Source organism: Streptomyces sp. NPDC030143, assembly GCF_055573695.1.
On record NZ_JBVIAY010000017.1, the window covers coordinates 62,403 to 81,409 of the forward strand.

The window sequence follows — 19,007 nt, forward strand, 5'->3', positions numbered from 1 at the left end:
CCCGCGCTCGAAGGCCACGATCTCCAGTTCCCCGGGCCCTTTCAGCCGGCGGGCCTGGGGGGGGGGGGGGGGGGGGGGGGGGGTCCCCCCCCCCCCCCCCCCCCCCCCCCGGTGGAGATTCCGCTGGGCGAGCGGCTCGCCGACCTGCTGACGCGGCTGAAGGTGCCGGCCGAGGACCACGACGAGATCGCCGAGGCCGTCCGGCTGGTGACCGAGCCGGGATCGGGATGGCGGTGGCTCCTGGAACGTACGGTCGAGGCCGCGCGTGCCCGGATGGGCACGGACGTCCCCGTGCCGACCGGGCCCGCCCTGGACGGTCACGGCCTCGCCGGGCGGTGGTTCTACGTCGTCGCCTGCCTCGCCGTCGTGCCGGACGTGTGCGCGTTGCACACCGCGATGGGGGCGTCCGAGGACACCTCCTGGGCGAGCCTCGGCATTCTCGGCGAGAAGCTCGCCGTGCGGCGACGGTCGTCCGACGGCGACACCGGCGGCGGGCGGAGCGGCCTTCCGCCCGTCCCTCACGAGTACGTGATGCCCGTGTTCTCCGGGCGCCGTTACCGGCTCGGCGGGCTCGACTGCCTCGCCGGGAACGAGGGGGTGGACGTGCGGGTGCCCTACGGGGCGGATCCGCTCCCGACGGAGTTCGGGATGCCGTGGGCCTCGGACGTGCACTACTTCTTCCGTCGGCTCCCCAGGCGGTACGGCGACGGCGTGCGGTTCGGGTACACGGGCATCTCCCTCTACGTGCACAGCTGGATCACCGACCCGGATCTCGCGGAGTACCTGCCCGAGGAGCACCCGTTCCGCCGGTTCGTGCGCAGGTCCAACTACCACACCTACGGGTGGGGCGTCGGTCACCGGGTCGTGCCGGGCGGTGGCGGGCTGACGACCGGTGACCAGGACGCCGTCGAGTACACCTTCGGCCGCACGGTGTCGGACATGGACTCGGCGTTGCGGCTGGTGCCGGCCTCGGAGCTGCAGGAGATCGTCGTGCGGCACCTGCGCAGCGGCCGCCACTGGGCGACCGAAGGGTGCGGAGAGGTGATCTGGGACTACTCGCCCCACCGGAGGAAGGACGCGATCGACTGGTAGGCGTACGTGCGTGCGCGGTCGGTCCGGAGGGCGGGGCGGCTGCCTGCCTCTGCCCCTACCGGGTCATGTGCGGGTCGCCAGTTCCGCCTTGCCGAACAGCAGGGCGTAGCCCGGCGGGAGTCGGTCGAGGACCCGGTCGATCAGGTCGTCGCCGACCAGTGACGGCAGGACGCCGAGGACCGAGCTGACGTCCCAGCGGGCCGTGGCCGGGGTGGCGCCGTCGATGCGGGCCGCCACCGATTCCACGAACTCCCGCGCCGACTGGGGGCGGACGGCCGGGATCCGGGACGCGAGCACCCGGGCCGCCTCGGTCGGGAGCGCCCGGGCGAGGGCGACGCGTTCGTCGCCGGTGACGTGGCCGCCCAGGGCGGACAGGACGGTGCGGGTGACGCGTTCGGCCTCCGTGGTGGTCGGGTACCGGCCTGCGTCCTTCACCGACTCGATCAGCTCGGACCAGCCGCCGGTGCCGGCGGCATCGGGCACGCGCTTCGTCTGCGGGCCGGGGATCAGGGTCCTCGCCGTCTGCGGGATGGACGTCACGGTCGTCATCGTCAGGGCTTCTCCTCTGGGGCTGGGACGGGTCGGGGCTGGGTCCGAGGCCGGGTGCGGGCCGGGGTGGGGGGCCGGTCCGCACCCCGCCCCGGAAACGTGTGAGGGGGTAGGGGCCGGTCGTTCAGGACGGGCGGGGGGCGGGGGCGGGGGCCTGGTCGTTCGGGACGGGGGCCCGGGCCGGTTGTCCCGGGCCGGGGCGGACGGGGTCGGGCGCGGCCCGCGTGCCGGGAGGGGGACGCCGGGGTGCGGACCGCGCGGTCGGGCACCGGGGGCGGGGGTGGAGCCGGGGGGGCGGGGCCGGGGGCCGGGGTCCATCGCCGCGTGTCGCGTGTGGTCGACGTCGTGCGAGGGCTCAGAGCCCGGCCGCCCGGTTACCCGGTCACCCGGTCACCCGGTCACCCGGCTTCAGCCGCTCAACTGCTTGCGCCCGCGGTCGCCCCCGGAGATCTGGATGCGGCGGGGCTTGGCCTGTTCGGCCACGGGGATGCGCAGCGTCAGGACGCCGGCCTCGTACGAGGCGTCGATGCGGTCCGTGTCGAGGGTCTCGCCGAGGAACAGCTGGCGGGTGAAGGTGCCCGTCGGGCGCTCGGCGACGACGAGTTCCGCGCCCTCGGGGGCGGGGGAACGGCGTTCGGCGCGGACATTGAGGACGTTGCGTTCGACGTCCAGCTCGATCGTCTCGGGGTCGATGCCGGGGAGGTCGAAGTGGACGAGGAAGTCGTCCCCCGACCGGTAGGCGTCCATCGGCATCGCGGCGAGACGACCGCGGCCGGTTTCCGTCGGACCGAAGACCTGCTGCGCGAGGCGGTCGAATTCGCGGAACGGGTCGGTACGCATGAGCATCACAGTCCACTCCTCTCATCAGGCTCTGTGTGCGATGCCCTACGACTTCTTATATAGCTCGGACGAGGAAAGTTGACAACCTTCGACTCAGGTCAGTGGTTCTGCCTGGTCCGGGTCGTAGCCTCGGAGTCACGTACGGACGGCTTCGTGGTGACGTGGAGGCAGATGATGTCGAAGATTCCCGGTTCGGTGATCGCCGCGGGCGGGCTCGTCGGCGGGTACGGCGTCGCCCGCTGGAGCGGGAAGCGACAGCTCGGCGGGGCCGTCCTGGCCGTCGCGGGGGCGGCTGCCGCGCAGCAGTGGCGGCAGCGGGCGGGCGGGAAGGCCGCGGGCGCGCTGACCGCGGCGTACGTCGCCGCTTTCGCCGGGTCGCATCCGCTGGCCAGGAAGGTGGGCGCCTGGCCGTCGGTGTTCGGGGTCGCGGGAGCGGTGGCGCTGGTGTCGTGGGCGGTGGCCGACCGGCGCGGCTGATCCCCGGGAGGCGGCGCCGGCGGGGGCGGGGCCCGCACCAGCCGGCTTCAGCCCCGGTTCGAGCCCTGGGGGAACGGCTGGGACCCGGGTCCGCCGTAGGGGTCGTACCCGTACGGCGACGGGTGCCGCGGACCCGTCACGTACGTCGGCCCGGGCGGGTACGCCGGCCCCGTCCCGTACTCCGGATCAGGCCCGTACTCCGGATCAGGCCCGTACTGCGGATCAGGCCCGTACTGCGGTTCCGGCGCGTAGGTCGGCTCCGGCGGGTACACGGGCCGCGGAGCGTACGTCGACTCCGGTGTGCCGCCCCGCCCCAGTGCCGACCGCCACGTCACTCCGTACAGCCGCCTCAGCCGCCACACCTCCCACGCCGACAGGGCCGTCACCGACAGGGGGCCGCCCAGCAGGAAGGTGTAGAGGACGAGCGGTGGGGCGGCCACTTCGGGGCCGTCGAAGAGGCTGAGGACGAACAGGGACCACACGAGGAACGGTGAGATCAGCGCGGGCAGCAGTTCGTGGACGTCGCCGACGCGGAAGCAGGAGTTGAGCGCGAGGGCCGCGGCGCCCAGGGTGAAGAGCGCCGTCAGGGCCAGGGCGAGCGCGAGGACGAGCATGGCGAGGACGAACACCAGGAACGACGCCAGCCAGGCGAGGTTGCCCGCCTCCCGGATGTCCTCCCACGGGATGATCTCCGCTCGCAGGAGCTTCAGCATCAGCAGGCCGCCGCCCCCGCACAGGGCCACGCCGAGCACGATGGTGCCGAGCGCGGTACCCGGGCCGGTGAGGCGCCGGGTGTAGACGCCACGGAGCGAGGGGTCGGCCATGCCGATGAAGACGCTCAGGGCGATCAGTCCGGCGACGAGGGCGATCCCGCAGCCGGCCACCACGTCCAGCACCTTGCCCAGCAGGATCTGGTCGCCGCTCTCGGCCAGCGGGTAGGCGAACAGCATCCACACCGATGCCACGACCCCGGCCCAGGTGCGACCGGACTGGAGCCGTTGGACGACCGGGTCCTCGACGCGTCCGGGGCGGGACGCGGCCGCCACCGCCGCGGCGACGGCGAACGGGCTGGGTGCGGAGCGCAGCACGCTCGACAGACCTGGGCGGCGGGTGTTCACGGTGACGTCTCCCCCGAGTACGTGACGGTGGTTCACGTGTGCGCACGTGCCACGGCGGGACACCTTATCCGATCTTCATACGAAGATCAGGTGTCCGTCCGTCCCGACCGGAACGCCCGCCGGTACCCCTGCGGGCTCGTGCCCACCACCCTGCGGAAGCGCTCCCGGAACGCCGTGGGTGAGCCGAACCCGACCTGGGCGGCGATGCGTTCGACCGGGTGCGCCGTCGTCTCCAGCAGGTGCTGGGCCCGCCGTACCCGCGCCCGGTGCAGCCACTGCAAGGGCGTCGTCCCGGTCTGATCGCGGAAGCGGCGGTTGAGGGTACGGGTGCTCATGCCCGCCCGTGCGGCGATCTGATCCAGTGTGAGATCGCGCGCAATGGTCCTCGAGCCAGGACAGCAGCGGCTCCAGGGTGGCCCCGGCCGGTGCGGGCGGCAGGTCGTGGACGATGAACTGGGCCTGCCCGCCCTCCCGTTCCAGCGGCATGACGGACATGCGGGCGGCCTGCGCGGCGACGGCGGACCCGTGGTCCTTGCGGATCATGTGCAGGCACATGTCGAGGGCCGCGGCGGCCCCGGCCGAAGTGAGGAACTGGCCGTTGTCGACGTAGAGGACGTTCGGGTCGACGGTCACCCTCGGGTAGCGCTCGGCGAGGTCGCGGGCGGCGATCCAGTGGGTGGTGGCGCGCAGGCCGTCCAGCAGGCCCGTGGCGGCGAACAGGTACGCGCCGACGCAGATCGAGGCGATGCGGGTGCCGTTCGCCGCCGCCGCGCACAGGGCCTCGGCGACCCCGGCCGGCAGCGGGTCGGGCGGCTCCTCGACGCCGGGCAGGATGATCGTGTCGGCCTCCGCGAGGGCCTCCAGCCCGTACGGCGCCCGCACGGTGAACGCCCCTGCGCTGACCTCTCCCGACGCCGACGGCGAGCAGACCCGCACCCGGTACGCCTCCCGGCCGTCGGGCAGCCGCGCCCAGCCGAAGGCGTCGATCGGGGCGGACAGGTCGAACGGCACGACGCGGTCCAGGGCGAGTACGGCGACGGTGTGCATGGCGAAAGCGTAGGTGGGCGACGGATTCCCGCCCACCGTGCCTCCGGCGCCGTTCGCCGTGGCGCAGGGGGGCGGCGGGCCGCGTTGGGTTGGGCAGGTTGGCGGGCCGCGCGGACCGGGCGGGTCGGGCAGGTCGGCGGGCCGCGCGGGTTGGGTGGGCTGGGCGGGCCACGTGGGTTGGGCAGGTTGGCGGGCCGCGCGGACCGGGCGGGTCGGGCAGGTCGGCGGGCCGCGCGGGTTGGGTGGGCTGGGCGGGCCACGTGGGTTGGGCAGGTTGGCGGGCCGCGCGGACCGGGCGGGTTGGCGGACCGCGCGGGCCGCGCGCACCGGGCGGGTTGGGAAGGCCGCGCGGACTGGGCGGGCTGGGCAGGTTGGGCAGGCTGGACGGGGGCACGGACGGGCGGGTTGGCGGACTGGGCGGGCCGGGCCGGTGGGGCGGGCCGGGCCGGTGGGGCAGGCTGGGCGGCCGCGCGGACCGGGCAGGCCGGGCCGGTTGGGCAGGCTGGGCGGCCGCGCGGGTTGGCGAGAATCCGTCGGGCCCTGGCATTGCCGCCACTTCTGCGGGGGTGCGCGGGCCGCCTACCGTCCCTTCGTGACCAAGTTCCTCCTTGCCGTCCACGTCCTGGCCGCGATCGTCGCGATCGGTCCCGTCACCGTCGCCGCCAGCATGTTCCCGCCCGCCGCCCGGCGCGCCCTGGCCGCACCCGACGACGAGCGGGCCACCGAGACCGTACGGCTGCTGCACCGCATCTGCCGGGTGTACGCGGGCGTCGGCATCGCGGTCCCCGTCTTCGGGTTCTTCACGGCGGGCGCGATGGGCGTGATGGGCGACGCCTGGCTGGTCGTGTCGATCGCGCTGACCGTGCTGGCGGCGCTCGTCCTCGTCGTCCTCGTGCTGCCCCGGCAGGAGACCCTCGCCGAGGGGACGGGGACGCGGGAGACGACGGTGCGACTCGCCATGTTCACCGGGGTGTTCAACCTGCTCTGGGCGACGGTGACGGTGCTGATGATCGTGCGGCCCGGGTCGACGACCGGAGCGTAGGGTCGCCCGCGCGGGCGGGCGCCCGGCGGGCCGGACGCGCGCGGGTTTTCGTTATCGACACGGGTCCTGCCGCGTCTCCCCCGCATGCATGTGACTCGACCTCGACAGACTCGACAGTTCAGCCGCCGCAGCGTGCTCAGGGCAGCGAGCGTGGCGGCCGGCGGGGCCGCGGTGGGTGCCGGGACCGCGGTGGGTGCCGGGACCGCGGTGGGCGCCGGGACCGCCGCGGCCGCCGCCGGCGGTTACGTCCACCCCGGCCTGCTGCACACCCGGGCCGACCTGGAGCGGATGGCCGCGAAGGTGAAGGCGGGCGCCGCGCCCCACACCGCCGGGTACGCCAGGCTCACCGCCAACCGGCACGCGCAGAGCGGCTGGACGGCGCGTCCGCAGGCGACCGTGTACCGGGGGTCGGGCACACCCGAGAACTACCGGATCCTCTACAACGACATCCACGCCGCCTACCAGAACGCCCTGCGCTACCACGTCGGCGGCGACAGCGCCCACGCGGACACGGCCGTGGCGATCCTCAACGCCTGGTCGGCGAAGCTCACCTCGCTCCAGGGGTCCGCCGACCGGTTCCTCGCGGCCGGACTGTACGGCTACCAGTTCGCGAACGCCGCCGAACTCGTCCGCGACCACGACGACTTCGACCTCGCCCGCTTCCGGACGATGCTGACGGGCGTCTTCGCCCCGCTGAGCGAAAGCTTCCTGACGCACCACAACAACGCCGTCGTCACCAACTACTGGCCCAACTGGGACCTCACCGCGCTGGCCTGCGTCCTCGCCGTCGGCATCTTCTGCGACGACGACGCGCGGGTGGAGCGGGCCGTGGAGTACTTCAAGAACGGCGCCGGCCTCGGCTCGGTCAGGAACGCCATCCCCGTCGTCCACCCCGACGGTCTCGGCGAGTGGCTGGAGGCCGGCCGCGACCAGGGGCACGCGCTGCTCGGCGTCGGCCTCATGGGCACCGTCTGCGAAATGGCCTGGAACCAGGGCATCGACCTGTACGGCCACGACGACAGCCGCTTCCTCAAGGGCGCCCAGTACGTGGCCAAGTGGAGCCTCGGCGGGGAAGTCGCGTACACCGCCAACACCCGCAGGAAAGGCGCCGTGGGCGGCTGGTCGGGAAGCGAGACCGCCGCCGACGCGGCCACCGTCGACCCGACGATGACCCGCCCCATCTGGGCGATGATCGCCAACCACTACACCGGACGCCGCGGGCTGTCCGCCCCGTACCTCACCCGCGTCGCCGCCAAGGCCGCCCCCGAGGGCGGCGGCGGGGACTACGGCCCCAACAGCGGCGGCTACGACCAGCTCGGCTTCGGAACGCTGGCCTTCACCCGGGACAGAGCGGCCGCGGGTAAGGGAGGAGCGCCGTCCACGAGGTCGTCGGCTCCGGGCGCCGGCTCCGGCCCGGCGTCCACCGCGAGCCCGTCGGCCGCCGCCTCCGCCTCCCCCGGAACGGCCGGAACGGCACCCACCCCGGCCGGCGGGGACGACGGCGACCTCGCCTCCACCGGTCCCACCGACGTCGTCGCCTGGACCGCCGCCACCGGCATCACCGCCCTCGCGGGCGGCCTGCTGCTGCTGCGCCGGAGGGGACGACAGGGGGGCGGGGCACACGCCAAGTAGCGGGCCCGGCTGCCCGGGGCGGCCTCGGCAAGGAGCCGCCCCAGCCGCGAAGGCGGGCCCAGAGGCCCAGACGGCCGAGCAGGAAGCCGCCCCAGCGGCCCAGTCCCTCCGGTGACCCCGGACCTCAGGCCCCGCCTCAGCGCACCGCGTCCGGCCGAGGCCGGGCCGGTGCCGGGGCGGGGAACCGCGGAGGCCCGGCCCCGGCACCGCGGCGGCTCGGGGAGGTCCCGGTCCGCGGGCCCGAACGGGTGCGGCCCCCGGCCCCCGGGCGGAAGGCCGTCACGCCGTCGCCGTCTTCGGGTCCTGGGGCCCCTGGGGGCCCTCGGGGTCCTGCGGGCCGCGGCCGGTGCCGGAACCCCGCGCGCCGGCGGTCGTCACGGCCCGTGCCTTCGTCGCCGCCGCCGTCAGAGGCCTGGCGATGTCCTCCAGGGAGCGTCGCTCGGCGTTCACGGCGAGCGCGGCGGCGACCAGACCGGCGACGCACATCAGCGCGGCGCCGATCTGGAACGCCAGCACCGTGTCGCCGACCCGGCCCGTGCCGGTGAGGTCGGCGAACAGCAGGGGGCCGCTGATGCCGCCGGCGGCGGTGCCGAGGGCGTAGAAGAAGGCGATGGACATCGCGCGGGTCTCCATCGGGAAGATCTCGGAGACCGTGAGGTAGGCGCTGGAGGCGCCCGCCGAGGCGAAGAAGAGGACCGCGCACCAGCAGGCCGTCAGCGTGGACGCGCTCAGCGACCCGCGGTCGAACAGCCAGGCCGTGCCGAACAGCAGCAGCCCGGAGAGCAGGTACGTCGAGGAGATCATCACCCGGCGGCCGACCGTGTCGAACAGCTTGCCCAGCAGCAGCGGACCGAAGAAGTTGCCGAGGGCGATGACGGCGAAGTAGTAGCCGGTGTCGCCGCTCGGCACGTCGAAGAACGTCGTCAGGATCGCGCCGAAACCGAAGGTGATCGCGTTGTAGAGGAAGGCCTGGCCGATGAAGAGGGAGAAGCCGAGGACCGCGCGCCGGCGGTAGTCGGAGAAGACCGTGCGGCCGATCTCGACGAACGACACGCCGCGCCGCTGGTGGATGGTGAGCTCACCCTCCGCCGCCGGCAGCCGCTCGCCCTTCTCCTGCTCGATCTTCCGCTCGATGGAGGAGACGATCTCCTCCGCCTCCTCGTCGCGCCCGTGGATCAGCAGCCAACGCGGGCTCTCCGGGACGTGTCGCCGTACGACGAGGATCACCAGGGCGAGGACGGCGCCCAGCGCGAACGTCAGCCGCCAGCCCACGTTCGCGGCGAAGACGTCGGTGTCCAGCGCGACGATCGACAGCAGCGAGCCGCCGACCGCGCCCAGCCAGAAACTGCCGTTGATCATGAGGTCGACGCGGCCCCGGTACTGCGCCGGGATGAGCTCGTCGATCGCGGAGTTGATCGCCGCGTACTCGCCGCCGATGCCGAAGCCGGTGAGGAAGCGGAAGAGCAGGAACCACCAGGTGTCGAAGGAGATCGCGGTCAGGGCGGTCGCCGCCAGATACACCGCGAGCGTGATCATGAAGAGTTTTTTACGCCCCCAGCGGTCGGTCAGCCGGCCCCAGAACAGGGCGCCGAGACAGGCGCCCGCCACATAGAGCGCGGCCGCGATGCCGGTGACCTGCCCGGAGGTGATCGGCAGGCCGCTGCCGGGCTCCGAGAGCCGGCTCGCGATGTTGCCGACGACCGTGACCTCCAGGCCGTCCAGGATCCAGACGGTGCCGAGACCGATCACGATCGTCCAGTGCCAGCGCGACCAGGGAAGCCGGTCGAGCCGGGCGGGGATGCTGGTGGTGATGGTGCGACCGGCCCCGGCCGGAACACTCGCGGTACTCATGGGCTCCCTCCTCGTCGGATGACCCGGGGCCGGGTTCCCCGAGGAGGGGCGGCTACGCCCCCAGCCCCCGCGCCACCGTGTAGATCAACAGCCCGGCCAGCGATCCCACCACCGTGCCGTTGATCCGGATGAACTGCAGGTCGCGCCCGATGTTCGCCTCGATCTTGCGGGTGGTGTGCTCGGCATCCCAGCCGGCCACCGTGTCGGTGATGAGAGAGGTGATCTCACCGCGGTACGTCGTCACGACGTGCACCGCCGCGCCCTCGACCCAGCTGTCGACCTTGTCCTGGACCTTCCGCTCGCCGGCCATCCGGGTGCCCAGCGACAGCAGGGCGGCCCGCACCCGCAGCCGCAGCTCGCTGCGCTCGTCCTCCGCCGCCGACACGATCATGGAGCGGACGGCGGACCACGTGGAGGCGATGAGGTCCTGGACCTCGCCGCGCCCCAGCACCTCTCCCTTCAGCCGCTCCACCCGCGCGCGCGTGTCCGTGTCGGACTGAAGGTCGGAGGCGAAGTCGGTGAGGAACCGGTCCAGGGCGCCCCGGGCCGGGTGGGAGGGCATGTCCCGCATCTCCGCGCAGAACCGCAGCAGCTCCTTGTAGACGCGCTCGCCCACCTTCCGGTCGACGAAACGGGGCGTCCAGCCGGGCGCCCCGCCCTGCACCGCGTCCATCACCGAGTCGGCGTGCAGCACCAGCCAGTCGTGGGCCCGGGTCACCACCAGGTCGACGAACCGCTTGTGGCCGCCGTCGGCGACGACCCGCTCCAGCATCTTGCCGATGCCCGGCGCGATCTCCTGCGCCTCGGCCCGCCGGGTGATCGCCTCGCCGACCACCGCCTGCACGTCGGAGTCGCGCAGCACCGTCAGCGCGCCCCGCAGGGCCGTCGCCAGCTCCGCCGTCACCCGGTCGGCGTGCTCCGGCTCGGCCAGCCATGCGCCCAGACGGGTGCCGATGCCGACCGCGCGCAGCCGCTCCCGCACCACGTCCTCGGAGAGGAAGTTCTCGCCGACGAACTCCCCCAGGGAGACCCCCAGCTGGTCCTTCTTCTTCGGGATGATCGCCGTGTGCGGGATGGGCAGGCCCAGGGGGTGGCGGAAGAGGGCCGTGACCGCGAACCAGTCGGCGAGCGCGCCGACCATGCCCGCCTCGGCCGCCGCCGCCACATAGCCCGCCCAGGGGCCCGCGCCCCGGTGGGAGGCCCACTCGGCGAGGACGTACACCACGGCCACGAACAGCAGCAGCCCGGTCGCGGTGAGCTTCATCTGCCGCACTCCGCGCCGGCGCTCCTCGTCGGCGGCGCTGAACACGTTCATCGCCCGTGCCGCGGCCCGTGGCCTCTCATCCGTCTGCGTACGTCGGTCCATCCGCTCCACCCGTCCCGTCCCCCGTGTCCCACACGTCGACATTCTCCCTTCCTGACCTACTCCCGGAACAAAACAAGAGTTCCCGGCGTCTCTTGGTCGGGGGAGCTCGTCGGCGAACTCCTGCTCGATCTTCATGGTCCTTCCGGAGCGTCGTCGCTCCCTCGTCCGAGGAGAACCGCACCCGCATGACCCCAAGGCATCATGGTTATGCCCCGTTGTCGGCGATCGTCGCCGCGGTGATCGCCCTGTCGGCGGCCATCTACGTCGGGGTCGACGCCTTCGCCGACGACGACGACGGCCTGCCCGCCACCGCCGCGCCGAGCGCGCCCCGCGACACCGCCACGCCCGCCGCACCCGTAGCGCCCGCCGCCGGCGGCGTCTGGGTCGGCACCTGGGGCGCCTCCCCCGCGGGCGGCGAACCGCACACCGAGACCACCGGCATGGCGGGCCGCACCGTGCGCAACGTCGTCCACACCAGCGTCGGCGGTACGAGTGCCCGTGTCACACTGTCCAACCTCTACGGCACCCGCCCGCTCACCGTCACCGCCGCCACCCTCGCCGTCGCGGCGGACGACGACAGCCCCGTCCCCGCCCCCGACAGCCTGCGCCGGCTCACCTTCGGCGGGGGCACCACCGTCGTCGTCCCGCCCGGCGGGCAGACCGTCAGCGACGCCGTCCCCCTCGCCCTGCCGGGCGACTCCGACGTCCTGGTCAGCACCTACACCCCCTCCTCCTCCGGCCCCGTCACCCACCACCCGCGCGCCCGCCAGACCAGTTACGTCGCCGACGGCGAGCACACCGGCGACCTGACCGGCACCCCCTACACCGGGCGCAGCGACACCTGGCGGTACCTGACCGCGCTGGACGTCCTCAGCGACGAGGCCGAGGGCACCCTCGTCGCCTTCGGCGACTCCCTCACCGACGGCATCACCTCCACCGCCGACACCGAGCGCCGCTGGCCCGACGTCCTGTCCGACCGGCTGCGCGCCGCCGCCTCCCCGGGACGGGACACCCCCCGCTACGGCATCGTCAACGAGGGCATGAGCGGCAACCAGGTCCTCGCCCACGGACAGGACCGTCCCCTCGCCACCCCCAGCGGCCTCAGCCGCTTCGAACGGGACGTCCTCGGCCGTCCGAACGTCAAGGTCGTCGTCATCGACCTCGGCATCAACGACATCCTCCGCAACCCCGCGCTCACCGGCCCGGAGGCCGTCCTCGCCGGCCTGCGCACCCTCGTCGACCGCGCGCACGCCCACGGCATCAAGGTCGTCGGCACCACCCTGATGCCCTTCCGCGGCTTCGCAGACCACACCGACGCCCGCGAGGAGATACGGCAGCGGATCAACGCGGCGCTGCGCTCGGGAACCGTCTTCGACGAACTCGCCGACGTCGACCAGGCCCTGCGCGACCCCCACGACCCCCGCCGGCTCGACCCCGACGCCGACTCCGGCGACCACCTGCACCCCAACGACCGCGGCTACCGGCGCATGGCCGGGACGATCGGCCTGGAGCAGCTGGAGGGAGACGCCCCGGCGAGCCTGTGACCGCGCCCGGCCGCTCGCAGCCGGGTGTCGTCGATGAACCCGGCGCGCCGGGCGGCCTCAGTGCCCCAGGTGACGGCCCTTGTGCCCGCCGCCCTCGGGCAGCTCCCGCATCCTCGCCTTGCGCTCCGCCTTCGCCCGGCGCTCCTCCTCCCGCACCCGCCTGCGCTCCAGCTTCGCGAGCCGGCGCTCCTCGCGCGTCAGCTTCCGCTCGACGCCCACCCCGCCCCAGAAGGCGAACCCGGTCACCACCACGCGCGGCGCCCCCGGGTCGCCCGGCACGCCCGTTCCACCGTCGTCGAAGCCGCCCATCACGCCGATGCCGCGCACCACGACCTCGACGCCCGGCGGCACCACGACGTTCACCCCACCCATGATCGCCACACAGGTGAGCACGACCTCGCCGTCGGCGAAGTTCGCCTCGCGCAGGTCCAGCTCCCCGCCGCCGCAGAGGGCGAAGCAGGAGAAGCGCCGGGGCACGGTCCAGCGCCCCTTGCGCTGGAAACCGGACATCACGGCCACCGCCCAGGACGACGTCCCCTCGCCGCCCACGATCCGCCCGGCCCAACCCCCCGTGCCCTGCGGCTCCTCGAGCAGCGACAGGCCGGGCTGCGGCGGCGTCACGCCCGGCACCGGCAGGTCCCGGGTGAGCGGCGTCAGCTCGCCGTAGGTCCGCGCCCGGTACGCCGCCTCCAGCCGCTCCTCGAACTCCGCCATGTCGAGCCGGCCCTCGGCGAGGGCGTCCCGCAGGACCTCGGCGACCCGTTCGCGATCGGCGTCGGAGGCGCGGAGGTCCGGGACTGCGTCGTCGGTCATACCCGGCAGCCTACGAGCACACCCCACCCCGGGGCCACGGAGAAGCCGCCCCGTTCGCGGCCGTTCGGCCGTTCACAAGGCCGCGTCGCGGGCCCGCTCCGCGTACATCTTCGCGATCACGGCCTCGATGTCCGGCTCCCGCACCGACAGGTCCACCAGCGGGTACTCGGCCGCGATCCGCGCCACCAGCGGCGCCGCCGACTGCGACGCCGGGAACGCCAGCCACTGGCGCGGGCCCTCCACCCGGACCACGCGGGCCGAGGCCCCCGCCTCGATCGGCGGGAGCTCGCGCTCCAGGTCCACCACCAGCGTCCGCTCGCCGTCCCCCGCCTCGTGCAGCCCGGCGAGGGAGCCGTCGTACACCAGACGGCCGTGGTCGATGACCATCACCCGGGAGCACAGCTGCTCGATGTCCTGGAGGTCGTGGGTGGTGAGCAGCACCGTGGTGCCGCGTTCGGCGTTGAGCTCGCGCAGGAACTCCCGCACCCGCGCCTTGGAGACGATGTCGAGGCCGATCGTCGGCTCGTCCAGGTAGAGGACGTCCGGATCGTGCAACAGGGCCGCCGCGATGTCACCGCGCATGCGCTGACCGAGCGACAGCTGCCGTACGGGAACGTCCAACAGCTCGCCCAGATCGAGGAGTTCGACGAGCCGGTCGAGGTTCTCGCGGTAACGGGCGTCCGGAATGCGGTACATGCGGTGCATCAGCCGGTAGGAGTCGATCAGCGGCAGGTCCCACCACAGCGTCGTGCGCTGCCCGAACACCACCCCGATGCGGTGCGCGAGACGCGTCCGCTCCCTCGAGGGGTCGATCCCGGCCACCCGCAGCCGGCCGCCGCTCGGGGTGAGGATGCCCGTCAGCATCTTGATCGTCGTCGACTTGCCCGCGCCGTTCGGCCCGATGTAGCCGACCACCTCGCCGCGCGCCACGGTGAAGGAGATCGAGTCGACCGCCCGCACCCGCCGCCGCTCACGTTTCAGCAGGCCGGCCTTCTTCCGCACGTCGAAGACCTTCTCGACGCGGTCCAGCTCGATGAAGTTGTCGCTGCTCATGTCCTCAACTCCCCGTACTCCGGTACGACCTCAGCCCGGCCCGCCACGCCAGCCCGGCGAGCGCACAGCAGACCACCGCCACCAGCGGCGGGGCGAACGCCGCCCACTGCGGCAGGGCCAGCGGATAGGGCCGGTCCAACACGTAGGCGGCCGGAACCCAGTTGACGAAGGCCAGCGGCAGCACGAACGTCACCGAACGCACCAGTTCCTTGCCGAACACGGTCGGCGGATACTGCAACAGCGTCTGACCGCCGTAGGTGAAGGCGCTGCGCACCTCCGCCGCGTCCTGCGCGAGGAACTGGAACGCCGCGCCCGCGATCATCAGCGCGCAGAAGATCGCCCCGCCGCTGAGCAGCATCACCGGCATCAGCAGCACCTTGAGCGCGGTCCACTGCACCTCCAGCTCGGCCAGCGCGTAGCCCAGCACCAGCCCTCCCTGGATGATCCGGCCCATGCGGCGCAGCGCGAACCGGTCCGCGGCGACCTGGGCCAGCACCGGCGCCGGCCGCACCAGCAGCGTGTCCAGCGTGCCGTCGCGCACCCGCGGGCCCAGCCGGCCCGCCGAGCCCAGGGCCAGGTCGGCGAGGCCGAAGGCGGTCGCGGACAGGCCGTACAGGAAGGCGATCTCGGGCAGCGTGTACCCGCCGAGCACGTCGACGCGGGAGAACATCAGCAGGATCGCGACGAAGTCGAGGCCGGTCACCAGCAGCCCGCCGAGCACGGTCATCGCGAAGGACAGCCGGTAGGTCATGGTGGAGCGGATCCACATGCCGGCGATCAGCCGATAGGCCCGCAGTCCCTCCAGCACGCGACTCCTCCCGAGCGCCCGGTGCTCGACGGTCCGGTGCCCGACGGTCCGGTGCCCGACGGTCCGGTGCCCGACGGTCCGGTGCTCGTCGGCCCGGTGCTCGTCGGTCCGGGCCCCGGCGGTCCATGCCCCGGCGGTCCGGTGCTCGACGCCGCGGCTCTCCCCAGCCCCGTTCTCACCCACCCTGGACCACCACCCGCCGGGTCGCCGCCGCCTGGACGAGCCGGCCCGCTGTCAACAGCACCACCGCCCACAGCGCCTGGAAGGCGTACGTGCCCAGGGGGTCGCCCTCCCCCATCAGGATGTCCGCCGGCATCTGGAGCATCGCCGCCCACGGCAGCGCGCGCACCACCTCGCCGAGCTCCCCGGGGAAGACGTTCAGCGGCAGCACCATGCCCGTGCAGAACATCCCCGTGATGATCAGCATCTGGAGCGCGCCCGTGCCGTCCAGCAGCCAGAACCCGCTCAGCGCCACCAGATACCGGATCGCGAAGCTCACCACCATCGCCAGCGCCACCGCGACCAGGAACGCGAGCCAGACCAACGGATCGTGCGACACCGCCGTCGGGAACACCAGCATCCCGAACACGAACGGGATCACCCCCCGCCCCAGCAACTGGAACAGCGAACGCCCCAGGTCACCGGCGAGCCACCACAGCTGCAGGTCGGCCGGCCGGTACAGGTCGATCGCCACGTCGCCGGTGCGGATGCGTTCCATCAGCTCGCTCTCGAAACCACCGCCCTGCATCGCGAGCGTCGCGAACAACGCCTGCCCCAGCCACACGTACGTCACGGCCTGCGCCTGGTCGTAGCCCCCGAGCTGCGGCCGCTCGTCCCACAACGCCAGGTACGTGTAGACGAGGATCAGGCCGAAAACGGTGTTGGTGAACACCCCCGCGGCCGTGGCCGCACGGTAGGTCGCGTACCTTCTGAAACCGCCCGCGGCCACGGCCGCGTACAACCGCACCGAACCCACCGCACCCGTCCTCCCTGGTCTGCTCGACACCAAAGCGCAGGAGCCTAGTGCGCGGGCACACGCGCGTGCCACGTGTTTTCCGCCCTTCCCGCGACACCCCCGGATCACGGCGGACGACACCGAAGCGTGTCCGACGCGTGATGGAAGACGTGCCGATTGCCGGGAACGGAACGCTTGGTGCGAGAGTCTTCAACAGAGGGCGCAGAAGGCGTACGAGGCGTACGGGAACGTACGACGCGAAACAGGAGTCCGAGCAGCACATGAGCGACCAGCCGCAGGAGCCGACCGAGGGCTCGGTGCCCACAGAACCCGGGGCGGCCGAGCCGACCGGGGGCAAGAAGCCGAAGCGGCCCAAGCGCACGGGCTGGCGCAGGCTGTTCCCGACCTGGCGCATGGTGCTCGGCGCCCTCCTGCTCTGCGCCCTGCTCGCAGGCGGCCTGTTCTTCCTCGGCTACTCGATGGTGAAGATCCCGCCCGCCAACGCCCTCGCCACCAAGCAGAGCAACGTCTACCTCTACGCGGACGGCACCGAGATCGCCCGCGACGGCGAGGTCAACCGGGAGAACGTCACCCTCGCGCAGATGTCCAAGGCCGCCCAGCACGCCGTGCTCGCCGCCGAGGACCGCGACTTCTACACCGAGTCCGCCGTCGACCCCAAGGCGATGGTCCGCGCCGGCTGGAACACCGCGATGGGCAAGGGCAAGCAGTCCGGCTCCACCATCACCCAGCAGTACGTGAAGAACTACTACCTCGCACAGGAGCAGACCGTCACCCGCAAGGTGAAGGAGTTCTTCATCTCGATCAAGCTGGACCGCGAGCAGAGCAAGGACAAGATCCTCGAGGGCTACCTCAACACCAGCTACTTCGGCCGCAACGCCTACGGCATCCAGGCCGCCGCCCAGGCCTACTACGGCATCGACGCCGCCGAGCTCACCGCCCCCCAGGGCGCCTACCTCGCCGCCCTGCTGAACGCGCCCAGCGAGTACGACGTCGTCGCCCACCCGGAGAACCAGAAGGCCGCCGAGGCCCGCTGGAACTACGTCCTGGACGGCATGGTCACCAAGGGCTGGCTGAGCGAGTCCGAGCGCACCGGCATGAAGTTCCCCACCCCGCGCGAGACCAGCGGCGCCGACACCGGCATGTCCGGTCAGCGCGGCTACATCGTGCGCGCGATCAAGGACTACCTGATCAAGAACCGGGTCGTCGACGAGGCCTCCCTCGACTCCGGCGGCTACCGGATCACCACGACCCTGGAGAAGAAGAAGCAGGACGCCTTCGTCGACGCCGTCGACGACCAGCTGATGGCCAAGCTCGACAAGAAGAACCGCAAGGTCGACACCTACGTCCGCGCGGGCGGCGCCGCCGTCGACCCCAAGACCGGCAAGGTCCTCGCGATGTACGGCGGCATCGACTACGTCAAGCAGTACACGAACAACGCCACCCGCCGGGACTTCCAGGTCGGCTCCACCTTCAAGCCGTTCGTGTTCACCTCGGCCGTCGAGAACGGCTCCGAGACCCAGGACGGCCGGCGGATCACCCCGAACACCATCTACGACGGCACCAACAAGCGCCCGGTGCAGGGCTGGAACAGCGGCTACGACCCCGCCAACGAGGACGACTACTCCTACGGCGACATCACCGTGCGGGAGGCCACCGACAAGTCGGTGAACTCGGTGTACGCGCAGATGGCCGTCGACGTCGGCCCCGAGAAGGTCCGGCAGACCGCAATCGAGCTGGGCCTGCCCACCGACACCCCCGAGCTCCAGCCGTACCCGTCGATCGCGCTCGGCGTGGCCACCGCGAGCGTCCTGGACATGGCGGAGGCCTACGCGACCCTCGCCAACCACGGCGAGCACGGCACGTACACCATGATCGAGAAGATCACCAAGGACGGCGCGGACGTCATCGACCTGCCCCAGCGCAAGTCCTCGCAGGTCATCAGCCGTGAGGCCGCCGACACCACGACCTCGGTCCTGCGCAGCGTCGTGCAGAACGGCACCGCGACCGCGGCGCTGGAGGCGGGCCGCCCCGCCGCCGGCAAGACCGGCACCGCCGAGGAGGACACCGCCGCCTGGTTCGCCGGCTACACCCCCGACCTCGCCACGGTCGTCGCCGTGATGGGCCAGGACCCGGTCACCGCCGCCCACAAGTCGCTGTACGGCGCGATGGGCCTGCCCCGCATGAACGGCGGCGGCGCGCCCACCGAGATCTGGGCCCAGTTCATGAAGGAGGCCCTGAAGGACACCCCGCCCACCGACTTCAGCCTCCAGCTCCAGACAGGCTCCGAGGAGACGGCGTACCCGTCCTCCGAGCCGTCGCAGGAGCAGCCCAGCCAGAGCCCGGAGGAGGACCCCACGGCCACCGGCGGCCCCGGCTCCCAGTCGCCCGGCCGGTCCCAGGGCCAGACCCAGGGGCAGACCGACGGCGGGACGAGCACGGGCGGCACGACGACCGGCGGAACGACGAACGGCACCACCACCGGGGGGACGGCCGACGGCGGCACGACGACGGGCGGAACGACCGACGGCGGCACCTCCGGCGACACCACCACCGGCGGCGGCTCGACGGGCGACAGCTCCGGCGGCGACACCTCCGGCGACACCACGAACGGCGGCTCGACGGGCCTGCCGACGAGCGGCGGCACGGGCCCGCAGCTCACAGGCCGCCGCCCGGTCGGCCCGTAGGCCCCGTCGAGCGCGGGGGCGCGTCGTCCTTGCCTGTCATCCCGGTACGGCGCGTCTCGTCGGGCTCCTCACCACCTGACGAAGAACGACGAAAAGGGCTGGCGACCACGGTCAC

Annotated in this window: 15 protein-coding genes and 1 pseudogene; 6 read left to right on the forward strand and 10 right to left on the reverse strand. The window is 72.9% G+C overall.

Annotated features, from left to right (window positions below; all coding sequences use genetic code 11):
• Positions 1–111: 111 nt before the first annotated feature.
• Positions 112–1,092, forward strand: coding sequence for an acyltransferase domain-containing protein (locus tag ACZ4YY_RS26490; RefSeq protein ID WP_468295047.1), 981 nt, complete (start codon positions 112–114; stop codon positions 1,090–1,092).
• Positions 1,093–1,155: 63 nt separating this feature from the next.
• On the opposite strand, the gene ACZ4YY_RS26495 is transcribed toward ACZ4YY_RS26490, so the two are convergent.
• Complete coding sequence (locus tag ACZ4YY_RS26495) at positions 1,156–1,641, reverse strand: DUF2267 domain-containing protein (RefSeq protein WP_468295050.1); 486 nt, start codon at positions 1,639–1,641, stop codon at positions 1,156–1,158.
• A 408-nt stretch (positions 1,642–2,049) separates the two neighbouring features.
• Positions 2,050–2,487: an Hsp20/alpha crystallin family protein gene (locus tag ACZ4YY_RS26500; RefSeq protein ID WP_468295054.1), complete on the reverse strand. Its 438-nt coding sequence runs from the start codon at positions 2,485–2,487 to the stop codon at positions 2,050–2,052.
• 168 nt (positions 2,488–2,655) lie between these two features.
• On the opposite strand from ACZ4YY_RS26500, the gene ACZ4YY_RS26505 reads away from it, so the two are divergent.
• On the forward strand, positions 2,656–2,958 hold the full coding sequence (locus ACZ4YY_RS26505) for a hypothetical protein (protein ID WP_468295062.1): 303 nt from the start codon (positions 2,656–2,658) through the stop codon (positions 2,956–2,958).
• A gap of 47 nt (positions 2,959–3,005) precedes the next feature.
• Here ACZ4YY_RS26505 and ACZ4YY_RS26510 read toward each other — a convergent pair whose 3' ends face one another.
• Positions 3,006–4,076, reverse strand: coding sequence for a hypothetical protein (locus ACZ4YY_RS26510; RefSeq protein ID WP_468295069.1), 1,071 nt, complete (start codon positions 4,074–4,076; stop codon positions 3,006–3,008).
• Between the two features lie 86 nt (positions 4,077–4,162).
• A pseudogene (locus ACZ4YY_RS26515) lies at positions 4,163–5,123 on the reverse strand (GlxA family transcriptional regulator).
• Between the two features lie 592 nt (positions 5,124–5,715).
• Between ACZ4YY_RS26515 and ACZ4YY_RS26520 the strand changes: the two are divergent.
• Together ACZ4YY_RS26520 and ACZ4YY_RS26525 are read left to right on the forward strand one after the other, a co-directional pair.
• Positions 5,716–6,165: a hypothetical protein gene (locus tag ACZ4YY_RS26520; protein ID WP_468295073.1), complete on the forward strand. Its 450-nt coding sequence runs from the start codon at positions 5,716–5,718 to the stop codon at positions 6,163–6,165.
• Positions 6,166–6,249: 84 nt separating this feature from the next.
• Positions 6,250–7,797, forward strand: coding sequence for an alginate lyase family protein (locus ACZ4YY_RS26525; protein WP_468295078.1), 1,548 nt, complete (start codon positions 6,250–6,252; stop codon positions 7,795–7,797).
• Between the two features lie 279 nt (positions 7,798–8,076).
• On the opposite strand, the gene ACZ4YY_RS26530 is transcribed toward ACZ4YY_RS26525, so the two are convergent.
• Complete coding sequence (locus ACZ4YY_RS26530; RefSeq protein WP_468295081.1) at positions 8,077–9,648, reverse strand: MFS transporter; 1,572 nt, start codon at positions 9,646–9,648, stop codon at positions 8,077–8,079.
• Positions 9,649–9,700: 52 nt separating this feature from the next.
• Entirely contained in the window at positions 9,701–11,014 is a 1,314-nt protein-coding gene (locus ACZ4YY_RS26535) for a DUF445 domain-containing protein (protein WP_468295085.1), read from the reverse strand.
• 185 nt (positions 11,015–11,199) lie between these two features.
• Here ACZ4YY_RS26535 and ACZ4YY_RS26540 point away from each other — a divergent pair, with 185 nt between their 5' ends.
• A complete protein-coding gene (locus ACZ4YY_RS26540; protein ID WP_468295088.1) occupies positions 11,200–12,558 on the forward strand; it encodes an SGNH/GDSL hydrolase family protein in 1,359 nt (452 codons plus the stop codon).
• Between the two features lie 57 nt (positions 12,559–12,615).
• Here the strand turns inward: ACZ4YY_RS26540 and ACZ4YY_RS26545 are convergent, their stop codons facing one another.
• From ACZ4YY_RS26545 to ACZ4YY_RS26560, 4 genes are all read right to left on the reverse strand, one after another.
• A complete protein-coding gene (locus ACZ4YY_RS26545; RefSeq protein ID WP_468295095.1) occupies positions 12,616–13,371 on the reverse strand; it encodes a DUF1707 SHOCT-like domain-containing protein in 756 nt (251 codons plus the stop codon).
• Positions 13,372–13,443: 72 nt separating this feature from the next.
• The gene (locus tag ACZ4YY_RS26550; RefSeq protein ID WP_468295100.1) at positions 13,444–14,424 is read right to left on the reverse strand and encodes an ABC transporter ATP-binding protein; all 981 of its coding nucleotides are present in this window, start codon (positions 14,422–14,424) and stop codon (positions 13,444–13,446) included.
• Positions 14,425–14,428: 4 nt separating this feature from the next.
• Positions 14,429–15,193: an ABC transporter permease gene (locus ACZ4YY_RS26555; RefSeq protein ID WP_468295499.1), complete on the reverse strand. Its 765-nt coding sequence runs from the start codon at positions 15,191–15,193 to the stop codon at positions 14,429–14,431.
• Between the two features lie 214 nt (positions 15,194–15,407).
• Positions 15,408–16,208, reverse strand: a complete 801-nt coding sequence (locus ACZ4YY_RS26560; RefSeq protein ID WP_468295107.1) for an ABC transporter permease — start codon at positions 16,206–16,208, stop codon at positions 15,408–15,410.
• 260 nt (positions 16,209–16,468) lie between these two features.
• Here ACZ4YY_RS26560 and ACZ4YY_RS26565 point away from each other — a divergent pair, with 260 nt between their 5' ends.
• Positions 16,469–18,892: a transglycosylase domain-containing protein gene (locus tag ACZ4YY_RS26565; RefSeq protein WP_468295112.1), complete on the forward strand. Its 2,424-nt coding sequence runs from the start codon at positions 16,469–16,471 to the stop codon at positions 18,890–18,892.
• Positions 18,893–19,007 lie beyond the last annotated feature (115 nt).

Excerpts from the sequence above, each read along its gene's own strand:
- ACZ4YY_RS26530 (WP_468295081.1), bottom strand. The coding sequence starts at position 9,648 with ATGAGTACCGCGAGTGTTCCGGCCGGGGCCGGTCGCACCATCACCACC.
- ACZ4YY_RS26545 (WP_468295095.1), bottom strand. The coding sequence starts at position 13,371 with ATGACCGACGACGCAGTCCCGGACCTCCGCGCCTCCGACGCCGATCGC.
- ACZ4YY_RS26500 (WP_468295054.1), bottom strand. The coding sequence starts at position 2,487 with ATGCTCATGCGTACCGACCCGTTCCGCGAATTCGACCGCCTCGCGCAG.
- ACZ4YY_RS26565 (WP_468295112.1), top strand. The coding sequence starts at position 16,469 with ATGAGCGACCAGCCGCAGGAGCCGACCGAGGGCTCGGTGCCCACAGAA.
- ACZ4YY_RS26495 (WP_468295050.1), bottom strand. The coding sequence starts at position 1,641 with ATGACGACCGTGACGTCCATCCCGCAGACGGCGAGGACCCTGATCCCC.
- ACZ4YY_RS26505 (WP_468295062.1), top strand. The coding sequence starts at position 2,656 with ATGTCGAAGATTCCCGGTTCGGTGATCGCCGCGGGCGGGCTCGTCGGC.
- ACZ4YY_RS26540 (WP_468295088.1), top strand. The coding sequence starts at position 11,200 with ATGACCCCAAGGCATCATGGTTATGCCCCGTTGTCGGCGATCGTCGCC.
- ACZ4YY_RS26525 (WP_468295078.1), top strand. The coding sequence starts at position 6,250 with ATGCATGTGACTCGACCTCGACAGACTCGACAGTTCAGCCGCCGCAGC.
- ACZ4YY_RS26550 (WP_468295100.1), bottom strand. The coding sequence starts at position 14,424 with ATGAGCAGCGACAACTTCATCGAGCTGGACCGCGTCGAGAAGGTCTTC.
- ACZ4YY_RS26535 (WP_468295085.1), bottom strand. The coding sequence starts at position 11,014 with ATGGACCGACGTACGCAGACGGATGAGAGGCCACGGGCCGCGGCACGG.
- ACZ4YY_RS26555 (WP_468295499.1), bottom strand. The coding sequence starts at position 15,193 with ATGTGGATCCGCTCCACCATGACCTACCGGCTGTCCTTCGCGATGACC.